Here is a 19,003-nt window from a genome sequence, read left to right as displayed (position 1 = left end):
GAGTCCAGGGCCCAGACCGCGATAGTGTGGCGGCGTGCCTCTTCGCCCGGATGGACTGCTGACCCACGAACTCAATCCTGATGACCCCCACCCGCAGGACCACTGCGGCGTCTTCGGCGTCAGTGCCGCGGGTCAGGAGGTGGCCAAGCTCACCTACTTCGGCCTGTTCGCCCTGCAGCACCGCGGGCAGGAGTCGGCCGGGATCGCAGTGAGCAATGGCAGCCGCATCATGGTCTTCAAGGACATGGGCCTGGTGAGCCAGGTCTTCGACGAGCCCACCCTGAACAGCCTCGAGGGCAACCTGGCCGTGGGCCACACGCGCTACTCGACCACGGGTGCGAGTGTCTGGGGCAATGCCCAGCCCACGCTGGCAGCGCACAGCGACGGATCGCTGGCGCTGTGCCACAACGGGAACCTGACCAACACCGACGAGCTCGAAGCCCTGCTGGCCGAGCGGATCGGCGCCAGGAAGGTGCCGCACAAGAAGCGGATGGACTCCTCCTCGGACACGATGATCCTGTCGGCTCTGCTGGCCAGCTACGAGGACCGCTCGCTGGAGCAGGCCGCGCTCGAGGTGCTGCCCACGCTGCGCGGTGCCTTCTGCCTCACCTTCATGGACGAGGGCACCCTGTACGCCGCCCGCGATGCGCAGGGCATCCGTCCGCTGTCCATCGGACGCCTGCCCGAGGGGGGCGTCGTGATCGCCTCGGAGACCGCCGCGCTCGACATCGTCGGGGCTGTCTACGAGCGTGACGTGCTGCCCGGCGAGATGGTGGTCGTCGAGGGCGAGGCGATCCGGTCGCACCGCTTCGCCGAGGCCAAGCCGAAGCACTGCCTGTTCGAGTACGTCTACCTGTCGCGCCCCGACACCATCCTGACCGGTCGCCGCGTGCACAACATGCGCGTCAAGATCGGCAAGCTGCTGGCGCGTGAGTTCCCGGCCGATGCCGACCTGGTCATCCCCACGCCTGAGTCGGGCATCCCGGCCGCGATCGGTTTCGCCGCCGGCTCGGGCATTCCCTACGGCCTGGGCCTGGTGCGCAATGCCTATGTGGGCCGCACCTTCATCCAGCCGTCCAATGCGATGCGCCAGATGGGCATCCGCATGAAGCTCAACCCGCTGCCCGACGTGGTGCGTGGCAAGCGCATCGTCGTGGTGGACGACACCATCGTGCGGGGCAACACCCAGCGCCAGGTGGTCGCCATGCTGCGCCAGGCCGGAGCCAAGGAGGTGCACGTGCGCATCTCGGCCCCGCCGGTGGAGTGGCCGTGCTTCTACGGCATCGACTTCGCCACCCGCGACGAGCTGATCGCCCCCGGCATGAGCATCGAGGAGATCGCCGAGGCGATCGGTGCCGACTCGCTGGGCCACATCTCCCTCGACGGCCTGGTCAAGGCCACCCACGTGGACAAGGACGACTTGTGCCGGGCCTGCTTCGACGGCCAGTACCCGGTGGGTCCGCAGGACCTGCCGCTGGCGCAGCTGCGCACCATGCCCATCAAGAAGAACGAACCCCCGAAGAACGAACCGCTGAAGAAGGAATCCTGATGAGCCAGTCCGCCTATGCCCGCGCCGGTGTGGACATCGAGGCCGGTGACCGCGCCGTCGAGCTGATGAAGGAGCACGTCGCCCGCACCCGCCGCCCCGAGGTGCTCGGGGGCCTCGGCGGCTTCGCCGGATTCTTCGACGCGAGCGCCTTCAAGAACTACCGTCACCCGGTCCTGGCCACCTCCACCGACGGCGTCGGCACCAAGGTCGCCATCGCGCAGGCCATGGACAAGCACGACACCATCGGTTTCGACCTGATGGGCATGCTGGTCGACGACCTGGTGGTCGCTGGTGCCGAGCCGCTCTTCGTCACCGACTACATCGCCTGCGGCAAGGTGGTGCCCGAGCGTATCGCCGCGATCGTCAAGGGCATCGCCGAGGCCGCCGAGGTGGCCGGCTGCGCCCTGCTGGGTGGCGAGACCGCCGAGCACCCCGGCCTGCTGGGCCCTGACGAGTACGACATCGCCGGCGCCACCACCGGCGTGGTGGAGCGTGACGAGATCCTGGGTGCCGATCGCATCCAGGAGGGCGACGTGGTGCTGGCCATGGCCGCCTCGGGCCTGCACTCCAATGGCTACTCGCTGGTGCGTCAGGTGCTGCTGACCGATGCCGGCTGGGCGCTGGACCGTGACGTGCCGGAGCTGGGCACCACCCTGGGCGAGGCGCTGCTGGTGCCGACCAAGGTCTACGCCAAGGACGTCCTGGAGCTGATCCGTGGCACCGAGGTGCACGCGCTGAGCCACATCACCGGCGGAGGCCTGGCCAACAACGTTGCCCGGGTGGTGCCCGAGCACCTGACCGCCGAGCTGGAGCGTCCCAGCTGGACGCCGCCGGCCGTCTTCCAGCTGGTGCAGCAGGTGGGCAAGGTGCCGCAGGCCGACATCGAGGCGACGCTGAACATGGGCGTCGGCATGGTGGCCATGATGCCCGAGGCAAGCGTGGAGGCTGCCCAGCGCATCCTGCAGGCGCGCGGCGTCGATAGCTGGATCCTGGGCCGGATGGTCGCAGATCGCGGCCAGCGCGTGGACCTTCGTGGAGGCCATCCCGCCGCATCCTGACCCCTCGCGCCCCACAGCCGCACCAGTCGTACGGTTTGCGGGGTGCGCCCCTTTTGGAAGCACCCGACAAGTTCGGTAGCCTGTGTTCCACGAAAGCTATACACACATTGCCGCGGCATAGCCGCGAGGGACAGAGCGAGGGGGTCGACCCAATATGGGGCGCGGCCGTGCAAAGGCGAAGCAGACCAAGGTTGCAAGGGATCTGAAGTATCGCCCGATCAACATGGATGTGGCATCTCTTGAGCGTGAGCTCGGGATCAAGGGTTCGTCGTCGAGCCGGTACGAGGACGACGACGATCCGTACGCAGATCTCGCTGCCGTCTACAACGACGACTACGACACCGACGGTGACGATGGGGAGCCTCGTCGCGTCGGCTGACGTGAGCCATCATGTCGTCGCCGTCCACCCCGATCAGTGACCATCGTCGTGATGGATCATGGGTTGACGACTCGATCCTGGATGGCTTCCAGCAGTTGACGATTCCGCTCCCTGGTGCGCGCATGGCGCCCGGGGAGCCGGAGTCGTCCCCGCTCACGGGAACCTTGGTGCGTAGGCACCCTCCGCAGCGTCGCAGCGCCTTGCTGTACCTGCACGGGTGGAGTGACTACTTCTTCCAGTCGCACCTGGCTGAGGCCGTGGAGCGGATGGGCCACGACTTCCATGCCCTGGAACTGCGCCGTTACGGGCGCAGTCTTGCTCCGGGGCAGCTGGCGGGATTCGTCGGCACCCTGGACGACTACTTCGAGGAGCTCGACCGTGCCGTCGGGATCCTGCGCGAGGACCACGACCAGGTGGTCCTGATGGGGCACTCGACGGGCGGGCTGACGGCCAGCCTGTGGGCCGATGCCCGGCCCGGGGCCATCGACGCCCTGGTGCTCAATTCGCCGTGGCTCGACCTGCAGGCCTCGTGGGTGGTCGCGGTGTTGACCGGACGGGTCACCAGGATGCTGTCCGTCTCCCGCCCGACGGCGGTGCTCAAGCTGGCCGACAACGGCTTCTACCTCCGGAGCCTGGATCCGGCCACGGGAGGGGAGTGGGAGGTCGATCCCGCACTCAAGGGGCCGGAGAACTTCTTCGTCCGGGCCGGGTGGCTGGCGGCAGTCCTGGCCGGGCACGACCGTGTGGCCAAGGGCCTGTCGATCGAGGCGCCGGTCCTGCTGCTCACCAGTGGGCGCAGCGACTTCAGGCGCGTCTGGGACGAGGCGATGCGTGAAGCAGACACCGTGCTGGATGTGGAGAGGATCATGGCCCGGGGTGCACAGCTCGGGGACCATGTCACCCTGGTGCGCCTGCCCGGTGGCATGCATGACCTGGCCTTGAGCCGCGGTCCGGTGCGCGACCGGTACTTCGACGAGGTTGAGCGTTGGCTGACGGCCTACCTGGGGCTGGGGCGCGAGGCGCACTGAGTGGTGGCCTTGCTGTACGTCCCGTCCAGGGCGATTCGGTGGCCCGGCAGGGAAGTGCCGGAACCAAAAAGACCCACCCCGGCGAAGGGTGGGTCGAGTTGGTGGCCAGGACCGGGATCGAACCGGTGACCTTTCACTTTTCAGGCGAACGCTGCTACCAGCTGAGCTACCTGGCCAAACGGTCGGAACACCAGTGGAAGTGATGTTCCAACACAAAAGCGGTGATGCGAACATCACCGCTTCCGCGACCCCGACGGGACTCGAACCCGCGACCTCCGCCGTGACAGGGCGGCGCGCTAACCAACTGCGCTACGGGGCCTTGCGGCCCTGCTGGATCGTTTCCGATCCGGCCGGCTGCCCGTTTCAGGCAGCTCGAAAAATATAGCGCGTTTCGGGTGCAAAAGTGAAATCAAGCTGTCCAGACGCTTTCAAAGTTCTCTGACTAGGTGTTTTGTCACCGTGGGATTGGCTCGGGGGCTCTGGAGGGCTGCTGGCATGCCCCAGACAGTTGTGTTCAACGTTAACTTGTGTTCATGGGGGTCGGCGCGGGAGGATTGGAGCCGTGCGCGGCGTCGCTCGGGGGAGCTTGATGCCGCCGCACAGTCGGCGCCGGGGCGCACCTGTTGATCGGGGGATTGCGGGAGTTCCCGGCGTCGGCCCGTGTCTGGAGGCGGGTGCGATGGGCGTCGGCGTGGAAAAAGTTCCCCACTCGGGAATATTTGGATGAACTTTCAACTTGTACTGGGCAACTGACCTCTCGACGAAGGAATTTCCATGAGCAACCGCGCCCTGCGTACCCTCCTTGCCACTGCCAGCCCCATCCTGATCGGTTCCGGCGGAGCCGCCTGGGCCGCCATCACCAAGCAGCTCAAGGACCAGGACATCACCGTCCCCGAGGACGCGGACCGTCTGGCCGGCAAGCCGGTCGCAGGACCGCTGACCGCCTACATGCAGGCCGAGACCGTCGCCAAGCACGCGCACCACATGGGCGGAGGACGTACCTTCGCCGACGTGAGCGCCGAGTTCATGAAGGCGAGCGCCGAGGGTGACACCGAGCGGGCCGAAGAGCTGTCCGGCCCCCGGGACCTGCTCATGCAGGCCAACTTCACCCGCGCATCGCTGTTCACCAGCGTCCTGGCCTATGGCGTCTCCGCCCTGGTCATCGGCATGGGTGCCCTCACCGGCCTGGCCGCGGCCGCCATCGACAACGACAACTGAGTCCGGCGCCGGCACGACCGCACGGCAGGACCCGCCCCGCAGCCATCGCGGGGCGGGTCCTGCCATGGTCGGCAATGATGGGCACCGGTAACCTCACGGATGGTCGTGGAGCTCGTGGTCGAGTAGGAGGAGTGCGGATGAAGGTCCTGGTGGTCGGCGCCGGTGTACTCGGCAGCCTCCATGCCGTGCGCCTGCACGATGTGGGCCACGACGTCAGCCTCCTGGCGCGCGGCAGCCGGCTGGCTGCGCTGCGTTCCAAGGGCCTGCTGATCGCTCGCGGCAACGGCCCGGTGCGACGCCTTGCACTGCCAGTGGTCTCCGAGGTGGAGGACGTCTACGAGCTCGTGGTCGTCGCGGTTCGCGCCCAGGGCATGGAAGCGGCCCTGGCGGGCCTTCGGACGCTGGCCGCCGACGTGCTGACGCTGGGCAACTGGGCCGGATCACCGCAGGCGCTCGAGCTGGCGCTGGGCCGTGACCTGCTGCTCGCCTTCCCGATGGCGGGCGGGGTGATGGACCAGGGGGTCGTCCGGTGGACGGCACCGTTGAAGCTGGGCCGCCTGGCCGCCATGCCCGTGGGTGAGTCCGGGTGGGGGAGCAGTGTGCGGGCCGAGCGGATCGTCGACGTCTTCAACAGCGCCGGATTCCCCGCCCAGGTGCAGCAGGACATGCCCGGCTGGTTGCGCACGCACGCCATCCTGGTGGCTCCTCTGGGGCTGGCCGTGAACCGCGCTGGTGGCGCCGCCGAGCTGGCCGCCGATGCCGGGGCCGTGCGGGGCGTGGTCAGTGAAGTCCGCAGCCGCCTCCGTGCGCTCGAGGATGGCCCCGTTCCGCGCAGCATGGGCATCCTGAAGCGCACCCCCACCCGCACCGCCGCAACCGCCCTGCGACGCTTCCTGCACACCCCTGCGGCCGCCTTGGCGCTGGATGTCAGCAGTCCCGCCGCGCGTGCGGAGATGGATCTGCTGGCCCGGCAGCTGGGGGAGTGACGGCCCGAGGAGGAACCCTTGGGCTGGGAAGTGCGCATGGATCGCCGAGACAAGGCTGACAATGCCATCGTTCGGCTCGCGGCATCTCTGGGGCAGGGCCTACTCCCAGCGGGAGTGATCCTGATGATGCGAGCGAAGTTCGACGCACCGGCGAAGGACCCGTGGCAGTGTGAAGACCTGACCGGGTGCCGCCGCGCTGACGCGATGGCGGGTGGGGATCTGCAGACCGCCTCAGGTTGGGGCGGCGCCCTCGGATGAAAGGCAGGGGCTTACGGCGGTCAGTCGCGCAGGTTCTCTTCCCACTCGGCCAGAAGGTCGGGGTGGAAGATGCGACTGGCCTCGAGCACCTCGAACATGATCACGCGGCCCTGCTCGTCGAGGTCAACGTTGATGCCCATGGTCAGGTCGTCGTCCTGCAGGAAAGCGGTGTGGTGATAGCTCTGGTCTGGGTGCACCTGGTTTCCCGGCCAGAAGGCCACGGCATCGGCCTGCGGATCGTAGGTGGGTCGTTCTGCGTGCAGCTCGGACATCGTTGCTCCCTGATGGGTCTGGCTCAGCGAGCACGGGCTCGCATGCGACCCCACGAAGTGGGTTGACCCCATCATCTCCGACGTGATCACTGACGCGGCCACAATGTGTCGAGGTCGACGACGCCACAGGCGCGAAAAAGCCCTTGGCGAGCATTGCTGCTGGTCAAGGGCTTCTTTCGTTTGGTATCCCCAACGGGATTCGAACCCGCGCTGCCGCCTTGAAAGGGCGGTGTCCTGGGCCGCTAGACGATGGGGACCCGACCGGGCAAGTCTAGTGGCCTTCGGGCGCTGCTCAAAACCGCGTCCGCGCTGACCGTGGCTCAGTGGACGGTCACGTGCACGTGGTCGTAGTGGTTGACGGTGTCACCGCCACGGTCGGCCATCGGGCGCCAGCCCTCGTTCGCGCGGCTCACCGACCAGATGTGCTGGCGCCAGATGATGTACTTCACGCCGAGCCGTCCGGCATTGGCCTGCAGGTCAGTGGCAATCTGCGTCCCCAACGCCCGGTTGGACCGGTAGTTGGGGATCATCAGGTCCACCGTGTGGCCGCTCGGATGGTCGGGCAGGGGATCGGGCCGCACTCCGTAGATGGTGCGCACCTGCGGGTAGCGGGCGCGGGCGAAGCCGACGATCACCTCGGCGCGGCCATTGCGCACCCTGCCCGTCACCTCCAAGCGGGTGCCGGCGGGCACCTCGTAGAGGTAGCGGGGCCCGACAGAGGAGGGACGGATCGCGAGCTTCGTCGTCGTCCAGCGCGAGCCGATGGTGCCCGGCACCTTGGGTGCGGGAGCCCCGGAGGTGCCACCCACCGGTGTCAGGAAGTGGGAGTTCACCCAGCGCAGCTGGCCCTGCCACAGGATCTGCGAGACGCCGTTCCTCTTCACCCCGGTCAGGTCGAGCAGGCTTCCCTTGGGGATGTCGCCCAGGCTGCGGAAGTCGCTGCCTGCGCTGGTGCGGATCATCAGGGCGGTCGTGGCGCGGGCCCGCGAGGTGACGGCGGCCGTGCTCACCGGGCGGGTGGCGGCCGCCCCGCCCGTGATCCAGGCATTGTTCACCCACAGGGAGCGCCCGTTCAGGTTGATCTGGCTCCAGTCGCCTTGGGTGCGTCCGGTGAGGGTGACGGTGGTGCCCCGGGGCAGGGTGGTGACCACGGGATTGTCGATCCCGGCACCGGTGCGGACATTCACACCGGCCAGGGTGCGGGCCTGGGACCGCGATCCGGAGGCAGCGACGGTCGCAGTGCCGCGCACGCCGCTGAGGTACTGGGCGGCGACGAAGGCGCGGCGGCCCTGGTACAGCACCGGGGCCCAGCCCTTGGCCGAGGGGCCGGTGACGGTGACGGTCTCGCCGCGGGCAAGTCCGCCAATCACCGGATGGTCCAGGCCCGGACCGGAGCGGACGTTGAGGCCAACCGAGGCCGTCATGATCGAATTCTTGGCCTGGGCCATCTGGCCCACCACCAACTGGGTACCCCCAAGGAGCATGCTGGCGGTCACGGCCGAAGCCGAGGCCACCCTGGCAAGGCGCAGGACAGACACTGTGGTTTTCCTTCCGACGCGGCTCTTCCCCAGCCGCGTTGAGACAAGAAGGGCGACACCTGCCCTGACGCTTCCCCACGTCGTTGGCCGGTGTCGCCCCGATGAGGTGGACACTAGGGCCGGCGTCATGGAGTGGGTCAAAGCGCCCTCGAGGGTTGACAGATCGCCAAGAAATGCCCAAGTGCCTTTTCAGGAAGGGGAAAGGTCAGCATTCCGAAGCGTCTGCCGGTGTCGCTGTCGCCACCATTTCATCCCGTCGCCACCAGGGAATATGTGTTTAGGCATAGATTGAGCCGAGGGCTTTACCCAGACCTGTGCCGGAACCTCCAGAAGTCCTCAGGAGGGGCCTCGCCAGAACCCTCAAGGGTGGGTGAACCGAAAGTTGAGCTTCACCCTTGGGGTTGAGGGTTGAGCACCCAGCACGCGGTCTCGTCGGCGACAAGCCGCGCCACGTGACCAAGCGCCCGGCCTGCCAAGCCGGCCTGCAGGTCGCCGCGCCCGATCGGTGTCGCCCCTGCCAGCTCGGCCAGCTGCCGGCAGGCGTCCTCGTCGCCCACCAGTACCGGCATCGTCAGCCCCGGGGTGGCGCACAGCAGGGCCAGCTCGTCGTCCGGGATCGAGGTGAGCGCCACCAGCAACGACCGCGACAGGGCGCGGGCCGCGATGCGGGCATTCAGCAGCTCGCGCTGGGAACCGATCCCCTCGGGGCAGCAGAGCACCGCCGCATCGGCCAGTTCCAAGCAGTCGGGGGAGCGCCAGGTGGCCATCGACGCATCGGCCAGCCCCAGGGCCAGGCTGGGCTGCTCGGCACGGAAGAGCTCCAGGGCGCGACGCTGCTCCTCATCAGGCTCCGAACGGGCCGGGGCGACGGTCCGCGCCGGAGGAAGACCCACCACCTGCTGGGCCCGTCGTGCCGAGCGTCGGTCGGCCAGTGCCGCCAGCGCGAACAGGACCAGCCCCACCCCGAGCACCACAATGAATCCCTGCATGGGCCGAGCCTAGCGGCGTGACCCAGGCCGTCCGGTGCAGAACCAAGGGGGTGCTGCACGCGCACAAGACCGACCTGCCTAGGATTCGCACATGACCGGTTCGAGTCCTGCGCGTCCCCACCTGCTCACCGCCCCCCGCGCGAAGATCCGCGACTGGCCCGCCTTCAGCCTGTGGGCACTGTCCGGCGCCATCGTCGCCCTGGCCGGTTTCTCCCCGCTCAGCTGGGGACTGGTGATCGTGCCGGCCGGCATGCTCGTCGGGTTGGCTGCCCTGCTGCTGACCCGCGGCAATGGGCTTTGGGGCCTGCTCGTAGGCCCCGCCGCCATGATGTTCGCGCTGGCCTGGCTCAACCGTCGCGGCCCCGGCTTCGACTGCCAGCGCGTGGCCTACGAGTGCGTGATGGACGCCAGCCCCTGGCCATGGCTGCTCGCCGGACTGGCTGTGGTGGTCCTGTCCGCCCTGCTGCACCGGTGGAGCACCCGGCGCGTCGTGACCGCCTGAACCCCGCTGGGCCTCAGCAATACCCGGGAACACCAGAAGGGCTCCGAGGAGAACCTTGGAGCCCTTCTGCGTACCCCCAGTGGGGATCGAACCCACGACCCATGGATTAAAAGTCCACTGCTCTGCCAACTGAGCTATAGGGGCAACCCGACAAGGATAGCCGCCCCGAACGGCCAGGCCGCGCCCAGGCGCGCCCGGGCGCACCCCCGGACCGTCCGGCTCAGGCCTTCCGGCAGTGGACGCGGTGCTCAGACCAGCCAGGGCGGGTCCATCTCCACCGGCACCGCATGGCCCTCCCACTCGCGCCACCACGACTCCGCCCCCTCGGGCCTGATCTGGTCGCGAACCCTCGGCACCTGGTCGCGCAGGTCGTACTTGAGACGGGCCAGTAGCAACAGCTCGCGCTCGTCGTGCTGGCCCTGCTCACTGAGGTAGGTGCGCTCCAGCTCCCAGATACGGCGCCGGGCGGTGATGATGCTGCGCCCCAATGCCACCTCGGCCGTCGTCGCCCCCAGGTGCACCTCGGCGGCACGCATCCAGCCGTAGTCGCGAAAGATCCGCAACAGGCCCGGATCGATCGTCATCGCATCGTGCACGTCGAACTCCGGCTCCACCACCAGCGCACCGTGACGACGCGCCAGGGTCGCCTCGTCACGCTCGGTCTCGTCGGACTGGATCTCGGTGGCGCGCAGCATGATCGAGAACAGGTCCTTGGTGGCGAAGGACTCGCTCGGCGCGATCGAGGGCGCATTGCAGGTGACCACCCAGGTGGTGGTGCAGTCCAGCGGCCCCATCGCCATCTCGGCGGGCAGGTTCTCGCGCACCCCACCGTCGACGTAGTTCTCGTCGTCGATCGCCACCGGGGTGAAGACGGTCGGGATGGAGCAGGAGGCCAGCACCCCACGCGAGATGTCGTGCGGCTCGCCGGGCACCGGGATGTCGTCGCGGTTCACCAGGCGGCCGTCCTCGCGCATGAAGCGCAGCTCACCGCTCTCCAGCCCCACCATCGCGATGCGCAGCGTCATGCCTGATCCGGGCACCCGCGAGGAGTCGAACAGGCCGCCCTCGCCCAGCAACTCGCGCAGGATCGGGCCCGGAATGTACATCGAGCGCGTCTTCTCGGCGCCGGTGAGGATGAAGGCCAGGTCATTGCCGACGCCGCGCAGCCGACTCAGACCTGCCAGCAGCGTCACCACCTGCGTGGGGCTGAGTTCGGGGGTCTCGACGAGCGGGTCGCTGGTGGCCATCGCCAGCGTCTGCATCTGCCCAGTCAGCTCCTCCTGGGCCTCCTCGGGGTTGCCAGGCTCGGCCAACTCCTCCTGTGGCTCGTCCTCGGGCGCCAGCTGGACGCCGCGGGTGAAGGGCAGGGGCAGCTTCGGCAGGCTGCGCGGGGTGCTGCGCCGCGCCTCGCGTTCGCGCTGCAGCAGTGCCTGGATCTCGGGACCGCGCGCCCGGAAGCGGCGAAACCACGCCCGCTCGGTGAACATGTCGCCCTGGCGGCACATCCCCAGCCACAGCTCCTCGAGCTGCGCCACCAGTTCCACCTGCTCGCGGGGATCGTCGCTCTGGGCCAGCAGCGCGGCCAGGATGGAGCCCGCGGAGGTGCCGACCACCACCGTCGGGGCGAGGTCCGCGTGCTGGTAGAGATAGCGCAGCGCGCCCAGCTGGAAGCTTGCCTTGGAGCCGCCGCCCGAGAGCACCAGCCCCTGCCTGTCCTGGGTGGGCAGGCCCAAGGGCCTGCCCAGTGACTGCCAGACCGAACGTGCCATGCCTCCCAGACTAGGCGCCCGCCGGGCCGGGGCCCGGGCGGACGCTCTGGGCGCACTGCCAGAAACAGTGGGGGAGAATGAGGCCGTGCAAGAAGCCTCGATGACCTCCCCCTCCCCCCGGACGTCCGCCCCCGTCGACCTCACCCGCTTCGCGTGGCTGTCGATCGCCGCGGCCCTGGGGACCATCGCCCTCAAGACCTTTGCCTGGCAGGTCACCGGATCGGTGGGCCTGCTGTCCGATGCCGCCGAGTCGCTGGTGAACCTGGCCGCCGCCATCATCGCCCTGATGGCGCTGCGCCTGGCGATCAAGCCGCCGGACCGCAACCACAACTTCGGCCACTCCAAGGCCGAGTACTTCTCGGCCGCCGCCGAGGGCGCCATGATCTTCGTCGCCGCGGGCGTCATCATCCTCACCGCGGTGCAGCGCTTCATGGAGCCCCAGCCGCTGGAGAATGTCGGGATCGGCCTGCTGGTCTCGGTGCTGGCCTCCTTCCTCAACGGCGGGGTCGCCTGGGTGTTGCTGCGCGCCGGACGGAAGTACCGCTCCATGACGTTGACCGCCGACGGCAAGCACCTGCTCACCGACGTGTGGACCTCGGTGGGCGTGGTGCTGGGCGTCGCGCTGGTCTGGCTCACCAAGTGGCCGCGGCTGGACGCGATCGTGGCCATGGCCGTCGGCATCAACATCCTGTTCACCGGCGCCAAGCTGATGCACGAATCGGGCATGGGACTGATGGACGTCAGCCTGCCCAAGGCGGAGAACAACCGCATCCGCGAGATCCTGGAGGGCTTCACCGCCGACCACGTCATGTTCCACGGGGTGCGCACCCGCGAGTCGGGCAACCGCCGCTACATGGACATGCACCTGCTGGTGCCCGGCGCGTGGAGCGTGCAGCAGGCCCACGACCTGGTGGAGGAGATCACCGAGGCGCTGGTGGCGGAGTTCGACGACCTGCACGTGATGATCCATGCCGAGCCGATAGAGGATCCCCGCTCCTACGACGACTACGACTTCGGCCTCAACTGATCCGAGGTCCAGGCCGTGGCGGGCTCCGACGGCCTGCCGCGCACGCGCCCTAGGATGACGCTATGAGCGAGATCGCAGCACCCGTGAGTGTTCCGGGATGGGACGAGTACTTCCTGGGGATCAGCGCCGCGGTCAGTGCCCGTGCCAAGTGCACCCGGCGACGGGTCGGTGCAGTGCTGGTGATCGACAAGCGCATCATCGCCACCGGCTACAACGGCGCCGCGCCGGGCCATCCCGACTGCCTCGAGGGCGCCTGCCCGCGGGGCCAGCTCTCCTATGACCAAGTGCCCGGCCTGGGCGACTACGACCGTCCCGGCACGCCCGGCTTCTGCATCGCCATCCACGCCGAGGTCAACGCCCTGCTGTTCAGCACCAGGGACACCAAGGGTGCGACCGCCTACATCACCGATGAACCCTGCCCCGGCTGCCGCAAGGCGCTGGCTGCCGCCGGCATCGTGCGGGCCGTGTGGCCCGACGGCGAGCTGGACGCAGGCTCCCTGGTCAGTTGGTGAGGCTGCTGTCCCCTGAACGGGTGACAAATTGACCCTTGAACCTGAGCTGATCCTGACCGAATGTCGGATTTTCGACTTCAACTCGTGTTCACATTTCACAGCGCGCATGATGGACACAGCGCCGCAGGTTCGGGGGAACCCGGTGGTAGAGGCACTTCGGGGGAAGTGCCATCCCAAGCCGTGGGACCGCATCGGGGGATCGGTCGGACGCTGGGAACGGAGGGCCCGCCGGCACGGCCGACGGGTCCTCGTCCGTTCCCCGGCAGGAGCTGCCCGGATCATTCCAGGCCGGATCATTCCAGGCCGGATCACTCCAGGCCGGATCACTCCAGGGCGAGCAGGAGCTCCCGAAGCACCGCCGCCACGTCGGGGGCCAGCTCCATCTCGGCCAGCGTCGCCACCCTGGCCCCCACGCCAGGGTGCTCCATGAGCAGCTGACGGACCCTCTCCTTGGTGAAGATCGGCATCTGTGCCTGGTCGAGGAAGGCCAGGGCCCGTTCGTCGACGCGGTTGTCGGCCTCCCGCGCGCCCTCGAAGACGGCCCGGGCACCGGTCTCGGCGCCCACCTCACCCAGCTCGACCACCTGGTCGACCCCGGCCCCCACCAGCACCAGCCGGTAGCGGCGATGTGCCGGCACCAGCTCCACGTCGCCGGTGGCACCGTGGATGCGAACCTCACCCGTCGACTGGGTGTACTCGAAGACGGTGCGCGCCTGGCGGCCGCCGCTACGGTCGTCGTCCTCCACCAGCTCATAGCGGCCATCGGCCCCCGCGACGATCCGCAGCTCCAGGCTCTCGGGCAGCTCCACCCGCAGCCAGTCCTCGCCGGTGAGCGGGATGATCGCGCCCGCGCGGGCCATCACCGGGATCTGGCTGATCGGCCGGTGCATCGTCACGGCGCGGCCTCCGGTGTAGGCCAGGCCCGTGAACAGGTCCACCCACCGCCCGGCCGGAAGCCAGGTCGTCACCGGCGCGTACTGGCTCTGCTGCTCCACGGGGCAGGTGATCGGCGCCACCAGCAGGTCGCGTCCGAACCAGTACTGGTTGCGGGCGGCATAGGCCTCGATCCGCTCCGGATCGCTCCAGTAGACCGGGCGCACCAGCGGGCGCAGCTCCTGCGACCCGACGAGGTTCTCCGTGAACAGCCACGGCACCATCCGGTGGCGAAGCCGCAGGAAGTCACCCATCACCTGCTCCGCGACGGGATTGAAGCGCCACGGCTCCTTGCCGCTGAAGACCCCATTGGACGCGTGCAGCCGGTTGACGGGGGAGAAGGCCCCGAACTGCACCCAGCGGGTGGCCAGCTCGTCGTCCTTGGTGCCGAACATGTGCCCGCCGATGTCATGGCTCCACCAGCCGTAGCCGATGTTCGAGGCCGTCGAGGTGAACCAGGGCTGGAAGTCCAGCGACTCCCAGCTGATCACCGTGTCGCCGCTGAAGCCCACCGGGTAGCGGTGCGAGCCCGGCCCGGCATAGCGGCTGAAGGTCAGCGGGCGACGACCGTCGCGGCCCGAGTCGAGGAAGTGCAGGTGGTTCAGCATCCACAGCGGGTCCAGCCCGGGGATGCGGGAATGGCTGCCCTGCTGCCAGTCCAGCCACCAGAAGTCGACGCCCTCGGTCTCCATCGGGTGGTGGACGTGCTCGAAGTAGGCCCGGATGAAGGCGGGGTCGGCGAAGTCGAAGGAGGCCGGCAGCTCGCTGTCCGGGTCGATGCCCAGGGCCTCGGCCATCAGCGGGTAGGCCTGCTCGTAGGCGCGGATGCCCTCGGCCGGGTGCACGTTGAGGCTCACCTTCAGTCCGCGCTCGTGCAGCCAGGACAGGAAACCGACGTGGTCGGGGAAGAGGTTGCGGTTCCAGGTGTAGCCCGTCCAGCCAGCCCCGAAGCGCGGGTCGATCTCGGTCAGGTGCCAGTCCATGTCCACCACGGCGACGCTGAAGGGAAGCCGCTCGGCCTCGAAGCGCTCGATGAGCTGCTGGTACTCCTCCTGGGTGTAGGCGTGGTATCGGCTCCACCAGTTGCCCAGGGCGTGGCGGGGCAGCACCGGCTGCGGGCCGGTGATCCGGTAGAAGTCGCGCACGGCATCGGCGAAGTCATGGCCGTGGGCGAAGACGTAGACGTCGACGGCGCCCGTCTCGCGCTGGGCCACCCAACCCTGGTCGTCGAGGGCCAGCGAGGAGCTGTCGTCCAGGCTCGCCACGCCCAGCGTGTTGGCCAGACCCGGCTCCACCTCGGTGGCGCCGTCGACCGCGTCCAAGGTGCGGGCGGTGCCGCCCAGCTGGGTGGGGATGCCGACGAAGCCGGCGAACTTGCTGTCCGGCTCCTCACCGGGGCGCCAGACGGAGTGGTAGCCGCCGGTCAGCTCCTGCACCTTGAGCGTCTGCGGGGTGAACTCGCCGCCGCTGTGGTCCAAGTGGAAGGCGCTGGTGAAGATCTGGGTGCGCTCCCCGTCGCGGTGCACGCGGAAACGGGGCGTGGGCAGGTCGCGGTGCAGCACCACCTGGGTGGCGCGGTCCTCGAAGCTTCCGCTGGGCGACCACTCGATGCGCACCAGGCGCTCGGTCAGCACGGTGAAGCGGGCATTGCCGCTGGTCACCACCGACTCGGCGGGTGCGACGGGGCTGGTGGGCAGGCGCAGGTGTGCGGGCAGCGTGGGCATGCCATCCACTCTACGAGGGCTCGTGCCGCCTCTCGGGGCGGAGCCGGAAGCGTCGCCACCAGCTCTCGACCACTGTGCCCAGCGTGGCGCCGGTGCCGCACACCAGACTGAGTTCGGCGGCCCGCCGGGCGGCCAGCGGCCATGACTCGTCGAAGGCGAAGCGGCGCAGCAGCACGAAGGTGACGAGGGCGAGCAGGGCCGTCGACACGAAGGTCACGGCCAACTGTGCTGTGCCGGGCCGCAGTGGGCGGGAGCGTTCGGGCTCGTCCCTGGCACCACTGTAGGGCCGCGGTCAGCTCCAGGGGCAGGTGATGCCATTGGTGTGGTGGGCCAGGTCGTAGCCGCACTCGCGGCAGTCGTCATAGCCGTCGGAGGCGACGAACTCGGTGATGTGGCGCTGGCCGAGCTGCTGCACGCGCTCGGGCTGTGGCGCGCGGACGGTGATGACGTCGCGGCCGTTGCCGTGGCCGGCGCTGGTGACGACGAGCTCGCTGAGCTCGGCCTCGAAGACGCTCATGGCGGCCTGCAGCTCGGCAAGGGTGCAGGGCAGCTGGATCTGGGTCGAGGCGTCCTGCGGGAAGGTGGCCTCCCAGTCGAGGCTGGTGGCGCTGTCGGTGTGGATGGTGGTGCTCATGGTTCCCCCTGTTGCTCCTGCGCGGCGGACCCCCTGCCCGTCGTGATGGAGTGCGTTGGACGCTAGTCCGGGCTTCCGACAAAACCCAGCCAGACAGTCGTCATAGTCGCCTTCCTCAGCCCCGCTTCAAGACCAGGGGCCGGATTGTCACGAGGATGGGGGACAGGGGCACGGCAGGGGCCGTCCAGAAACCACATTGTGGGTGGCCCATGGTGTCGATGCTGCAGTGAGTGCTCCTCACGATGTGGTTTGTGGACGCTGCGGTCGGCATCCCTGCGCTGACGGGGCAGTGAACACTCGGTGAAGCGCCGCCGATCGGCCGGTCCCCGCGCACGGGCGCGCCCTAGCGTGGCAGGCATGGACGCCCCGACGACCGGCAACGAGACCTCTCCTGGCCGCAAGAGCTATGTGGTCGACACCTCCGTACTGCTGAGCGATCCTCGCTCGCTCACCCGCTTCGACGAGCACCACGTGGTGCTGCCGATCGTGGTGATCACGGAGCTGGAAGGAAAACGCCACCACCCGGAGCTGGGCTACTTCGCCCGCACCGCGCTGCGCCTGCTCGACGACCTGCGCATCAGCCATGGCCAGCTCGACACACCCGTCCCGGTCAACGACGCCGGCGGCACCCTGCACATCGAGCTGAACCATGCCGACCCACAGCTGCTGCCGCCCGGCTTCAGGCTGGGCGACAATGACTCGCGCATCCTGGCCGTCGCCCTCAACCTGGCCAGTGAAGGCCACGAGGTGGTGGTGGTCAGCAAGGACCTGCCGATGCGCGTCAAGGCCTCCGTGGTGGGGCTGCAGGCGCAGGAGTACCGCGCCGAGATGGCCGTGGAGTCCGACTGGACCGGCGTGCGCGAGCTCGACGTCCACGACGCCCAGGTGGACGCACTGTACGAGCAGGGGCACCTGGTGCTGTCGCAGGCCGACGGGCTTCCGGTCAACACCGGACTGGTGCTGCACGCCGACAGCGGAGGCTCCGCCCTCGGTCGGGTGCTGCCCGACGGCAGCGTCCGCCTGGTGCGCAGCGACCGGGAGGCCTTCGGAGTGCGTGGCCGTTCCGCCGAGCAGCGCATCGCCCTGGACCTGCTCCTGGACCCCGAGGTCGGCATCGTCTCGCTGGGTGGCCGGGCCGGCACCGGCAAGAGCGCCCTGGCCCTGTGCGCCGGGCTGGAGGCGGTGCTGGAGCGTCGCCTGCACCGCAAGGTGGTGGTCTTCCGGCCGCTCTACGCCGTCGGCGGCCAGGACCTGGGCTACCTGCCCGGCACCGAGAACGAAAAGATGTCGCCCTGGGGCCAGGCCGTCTTCGACACCCTCGGGGCGGTGACCAACAAGTACGTCATCGACGAGGTGCTCGCCCAGGACATGCTCGAGGTGCTGCCGCTGACCCACATCCGCGGACGCAGCCTGCACGACGCCTTCGTGATCGTCGACGAGGCCCAGAGCCTGGAGCGCAATGTGCTGCTGACCGTGCTGAGCCGCATCGGGCAGAACTCACGGGTGGTGCTCACCCACGATGTCGCCCAGCGCGACAACCTGCGGGTGGGACGTCATGACGGGATCGCCGCGGTGGTGGAGAAGCTCAAGGGCAATCCGCTGTTCGCCCACGTCACCCTGACCCGCTCGGAACGCTCGCCGATCGCGGCGCTGGTCACCGAGATGCTCGAGGACGGAATCTGGGGCGAGAAATGCCACGACACCTCATTCCACACGGCACAATGTGAATCCTCGCCGTGGAAGTCCACGGCGAACAGCCCCCAGGAGGACCCATGGCCCCGCGCCCCACCCGTATCGGACCCGACCTGGCGCGCAGCTGGTTGCTCGTCAACGCCCTGCATCCCGAGGACTTCGACGCGGCCGTCGAGAGCGAGGCTGACGTGGTGGTGCTCGACATCGAGGACTCGGTGCCCCCGGCCCGCAAGGAGGAGGCACGCGCCAATGTGGTGGCCTTCTTCGAGCGCGGCGGCGAGGCCTGGGTGCGCATCAACGGCTTCGGCACCACCTGGTGGGAGGCCGACTGTGACGCGCTCGCCCCGCACGAGAAGATGCGTGGCGTGATGCTGGCGATGGTCGAGACCAGCGAGCACGTGCAGAAGACCGCTGAGCGCCTGGGCTCGCAGAAGCTGGTGGTGGCGATGGTGGAGACTGCCCGCGGCATGATGCTGGTCGACCGCATCGCCCAGTCGCGCTCCACCTTCCGGATCGCCTTCGGGCTGGGGGACTTCCGTCGCGACACCGGCATCGGCGACGACATCGTGGCCCTGGCTCCGATCCGTACCCAGCTGACGGTGGCCTCGCGCGCCGCCACCCTGCCCGGCCCCATCGACGGTCCGGCCGTCGGCGCGATGGGTGCCAAGCTGGCCGCCTCGGCTGACGTGACGCAGAAGTTCGGCATGCGCGGCAAGATCTGCCTGCTGCCGGAGCAGTGCCCGATCGTCAACGAGGTGCTCTCGCCCTCGGCCGAGGACATCGAGTGGGCCACGGGTTTCCTGGCGGACTTCGACGCCCACGGTGGCGAGATCCGCAGCGCCTCGGACACCCCCAAGCGTGCCCGGGCCCGTCGCCTGATCGGCCTGGCCGAGGCCTTCGGCATTCCGTCGGGGGTCTCGAGCGTGGTCGACTGA

At 68.8% G+C, this 19,003-nt stretch carries 17 protein-coding genes, 4 tRNA genes and 1 pseudogene; 11 read left to right on the top strand and 11 right to left on the bottom strand.

The genetic code is table 11. The features are described 5' to 3' along the window. Positions 1 to 34 precede the first annotated feature (34 nt). The 4 genes from purF (at position 35) to ACYVKA_RS03545 (ending at position 4,014) form a co-directional block, all read left to right on the top strand. Positions 35 to 1,549 (top strand): amidophosphoribosyltransferase, encoded by a 1,515-nt coding sequence (gene purF / locus ACYVKA_RS03560; protein ID WP_460703016.1) that lies wholly within the window; start codon positions 35 to 37, stop codon positions 1,547 to 1,549. After that, positions 1,546 to 2,607: a phosphoribosylformylglycinamidine cyclo-ligase gene (gene purM / locus ACYVKA_RS03555; RefSeq protein WP_394276302.1), complete on the top strand. Its 1,062-nt coding sequence runs from the start codon at positions 1,546 to 1,548 to the stop codon at positions 2,605 to 2,607. The genes purF and purM overlap by 4 nt, the downstream gene beginning before the upstream one ends. Before the next feature lie 154 nt (positions 2,608 to 2,761). After that, positions 2,762 to 2,986 (top strand): DUF3073 domain-containing protein, encoded by a 225-nt coding sequence (locus tag ACYVKA_RS03550; RefSeq protein WP_394276300.1) that lies wholly within the window; start codon positions 2,762 to 2,764, stop codon positions 2,984 to 2,986. 11 nt (positions 2,987 to 2,997) lie between these two features. Next, positions 2,998 to 4,014 carry an alpha/beta hydrolase gene (locus tag ACYVKA_RS03545; RefSeq protein ID WP_460703015.1) on the top strand — a complete coding sequence of 339 codons (1,017 nt, stop codon included), beginning with the start codon at positions 2,998 to 3,000 and terminating at the stop codon, positions 4,012 to 4,014. 99 nt (positions 4,015 to 4,113) lie between these two features. Here ACYVKA_RS03545 and ACYVKA_RS03540 read toward each other — a convergent pair. Both ACYVKA_RS03540 and ACYVKA_RS03535 read right to left on the bottom strand, forming a co-directional pair. Further along, positions 4,114 to 4,190 (bottom strand) — tRNA-Phe (locus tag ACYVKA_RS03540). A gap of 69 nt (positions 4,191 to 4,259) precedes the next feature. Beyond that, positions 4,260 to 4,333: transfer RNA gene (locus tag ACYVKA_RS03535), tRNA-Asp, on the bottom strand. Between the two features lie 455 nt (positions 4,334 to 4,788). Here ACYVKA_RS03535 and ACYVKA_RS03530 point away from each other — a divergent pair. Both ACYVKA_RS03530 and ACYVKA_RS03525 read left to right on the top strand, forming a co-directional pair. Further along, on the top strand, positions 4,789 to 5,232 hold the full coding sequence (locus tag ACYVKA_RS03530; RefSeq protein ID WP_394276298.1) for a hypothetical protein: 444 nt from the start codon (positions 4,789 to 4,791) through the stop codon (positions 5,230 to 5,232). A gap of 137 nt (positions 5,233 to 5,369) precedes the next feature. After that, complete coding sequence (locus ACYVKA_RS03525) at positions 5,370 to 6,218, top strand: ketopantoate reductase family protein (RefSeq protein WP_460703013.1); 849 nt, start codon at positions 5,370 to 5,372, stop codon at positions 6,216 to 6,218. Positions 6,219 to 6,496: 278 nt separating this feature from the next. On the opposite strand, the gene ACYVKA_RS03520 is transcribed toward ACYVKA_RS03525, so the two are convergent. From ACYVKA_RS03520 to ACYVKA_RS03505, 4 genes are all read right to left on the bottom strand, one after another. Beyond that, positions 6,497 to 6,748: a DUF2283 domain-containing protein gene (locus tag ACYVKA_RS03520; RefSeq protein WP_460703011.1), complete on the bottom strand. Its 252-nt coding sequence runs from the start codon at positions 6,746 to 6,748 to the stop codon at positions 6,497 to 6,499. Positions 6,749 to 6,929: 181 nt separating this feature from the next. Then, positions 6,930 to 7,005, bottom strand: a tRNA-Glu gene (locus ACYVKA_RS03515). A gap of 63 nt (positions 7,006 to 7,068) precedes the next feature. Then, positions 7,069 to 8,286, bottom strand: coding sequence for an SH3 domain-containing protein (locus ACYVKA_RS03510; protein WP_460703009.1), 1,218 nt, complete (start codon positions 8,284 to 8,286; stop codon positions 7,069 to 7,071). 389 nt (positions 8,287 to 8,675) lie between these two features. Beyond that, positions 8,676 to 9,275 (bottom strand): hypothetical protein, encoded by a 600-nt coding sequence (locus ACYVKA_RS03505; RefSeq protein WP_460703007.1) that lies wholly within the window; start codon positions 9,273 to 9,275, stop codon positions 8,676 to 8,678. Between the two features lie 91 nt (positions 9,276 to 9,366). Between ACYVKA_RS03505 and ACYVKA_RS03500 the strand changes: the two genes are divergently transcribed. Then, complete coding sequence (locus ACYVKA_RS03500) at positions 9,367 to 9,777, top strand: hypothetical protein (RefSeq protein ID WP_394276203.1); 411 nt, start codon at positions 9,367 to 9,369, stop codon at positions 9,775 to 9,777. Between the two features lie 71 nt (positions 9,778 to 9,848). Here the strand turns inward: ACYVKA_RS03500 and ACYVKA_RS03495 are convergent. Together ACYVKA_RS03495 and ACYVKA_RS03490 are read right to left on the bottom strand one after the other, a co-directional pair. Continuing rightward, positions 9,849 to 9,921: transfer RNA gene (locus ACYVKA_RS03495), tRNA-Lys, on the bottom strand. Between the two features lie 104 nt (positions 9,922 to 10,025). Further along, positions 10,026 to 11,546 (bottom strand): patatin-like phospholipase family protein, encoded by a 1,521-nt coding sequence (locus ACYVKA_RS03490; protein WP_460703005.1) that lies wholly within the window; start codon positions 11,544 to 11,546, stop codon positions 10,026 to 10,028. Positions 11,547 to 11,646: 100 nt separating this feature from the next. Between ACYVKA_RS03490 and ACYVKA_RS03485 the strand changes: the two genes are divergently transcribed. Then, positions 11,647 to 12,573, top strand: a complete 927-nt coding sequence (locus tag ACYVKA_RS03485) for a cation diffusion facilitator family transporter (protein WP_460703003.1) — start codon at positions 11,647 to 11,649, stop codon at positions 12,571 to 12,573. A 62-nt stretch (positions 12,574 to 12,635) separates the two neighbouring features. Then, positions 12,636 to 13,085 carry a deoxycytidylate deaminase gene (locus ACYVKA_RS03480; protein WP_460703002.1) on the top strand — a complete coding sequence of 150 codons (450 nt, stop codon included), beginning with the start codon at positions 12,636 to 12,638 and terminating at the stop codon, positions 13,083 to 13,085. A 323-nt stretch (positions 13,086 to 13,408) separates the two neighbouring features. Here the strand turns inward: ACYVKA_RS03480 and ACYVKA_RS03475 are convergent, their stop codons facing one another. The 3 genes from ACYVKA_RS03475 to ACYVKA_RS03465 form a co-directional block, all read right to left on the bottom strand. Beyond that, positions 13,409 to 15,742, bottom strand: coding sequence for a glycoside hydrolase family 31 protein (locus ACYVKA_RS03475; protein ID WP_460703001.1), 2,334 nt, complete (start codon positions 15,740 to 15,742; stop codon positions 13,409 to 13,411). A 10-nt stretch (positions 15,743 to 15,752) separates the two neighbouring features. Next, positions 15,753 to 15,959 (bottom strand): hypothetical protein, encoded by a 207-nt coding sequence (locus ACYVKA_RS03470; RefSeq protein ID WP_460703000.1) that lies wholly within the window; start codon positions 15,957 to 15,959, stop codon positions 15,753 to 15,755. Positions 15,960 to 16,034: 75 nt separating this feature from the next. Further along, the gene (locus ACYVKA_RS03465) at positions 16,035 to 16,376 is read right to left on the bottom strand and encodes a hypothetical protein (RefSeq protein ID WP_460702999.1); all 342 of its coding nucleotides are present in this window, start codon (positions 16,374 to 16,376) and stop codon (positions 16,035 to 16,037) included. 357 nt (positions 16,377 to 16,733) lie between these two features. On the opposite strand from ACYVKA_RS03465, the pseudogene ACYVKA_RS03460 reads away from it, so the two are divergent. After that, a pseudogene (locus tag ACYVKA_RS03460) lies at positions 16,734 to 18,050 on the top strand (PhoH family protein); the annotation flags it as partial. Between the two features lie 98 nt (positions 18,051 to 18,148). Further along, positions 18,149 to 19,003: an HpcH/HpaI aldolase/citrate lyase family protein gene (locus ACYVKA_RS03455; protein ID WP_394276210.1), complete on the top strand. Its 855-nt coding sequence runs from the start codon at positions 18,149 to 18,151 to the stop codon at positions 19,001 to 19,003.

This window comes from Luteococcus sediminum, from assembly GCF_054783495.1.
This window is presented reverse-complemented; position numbering and strand designations above follow the sequence as displayed.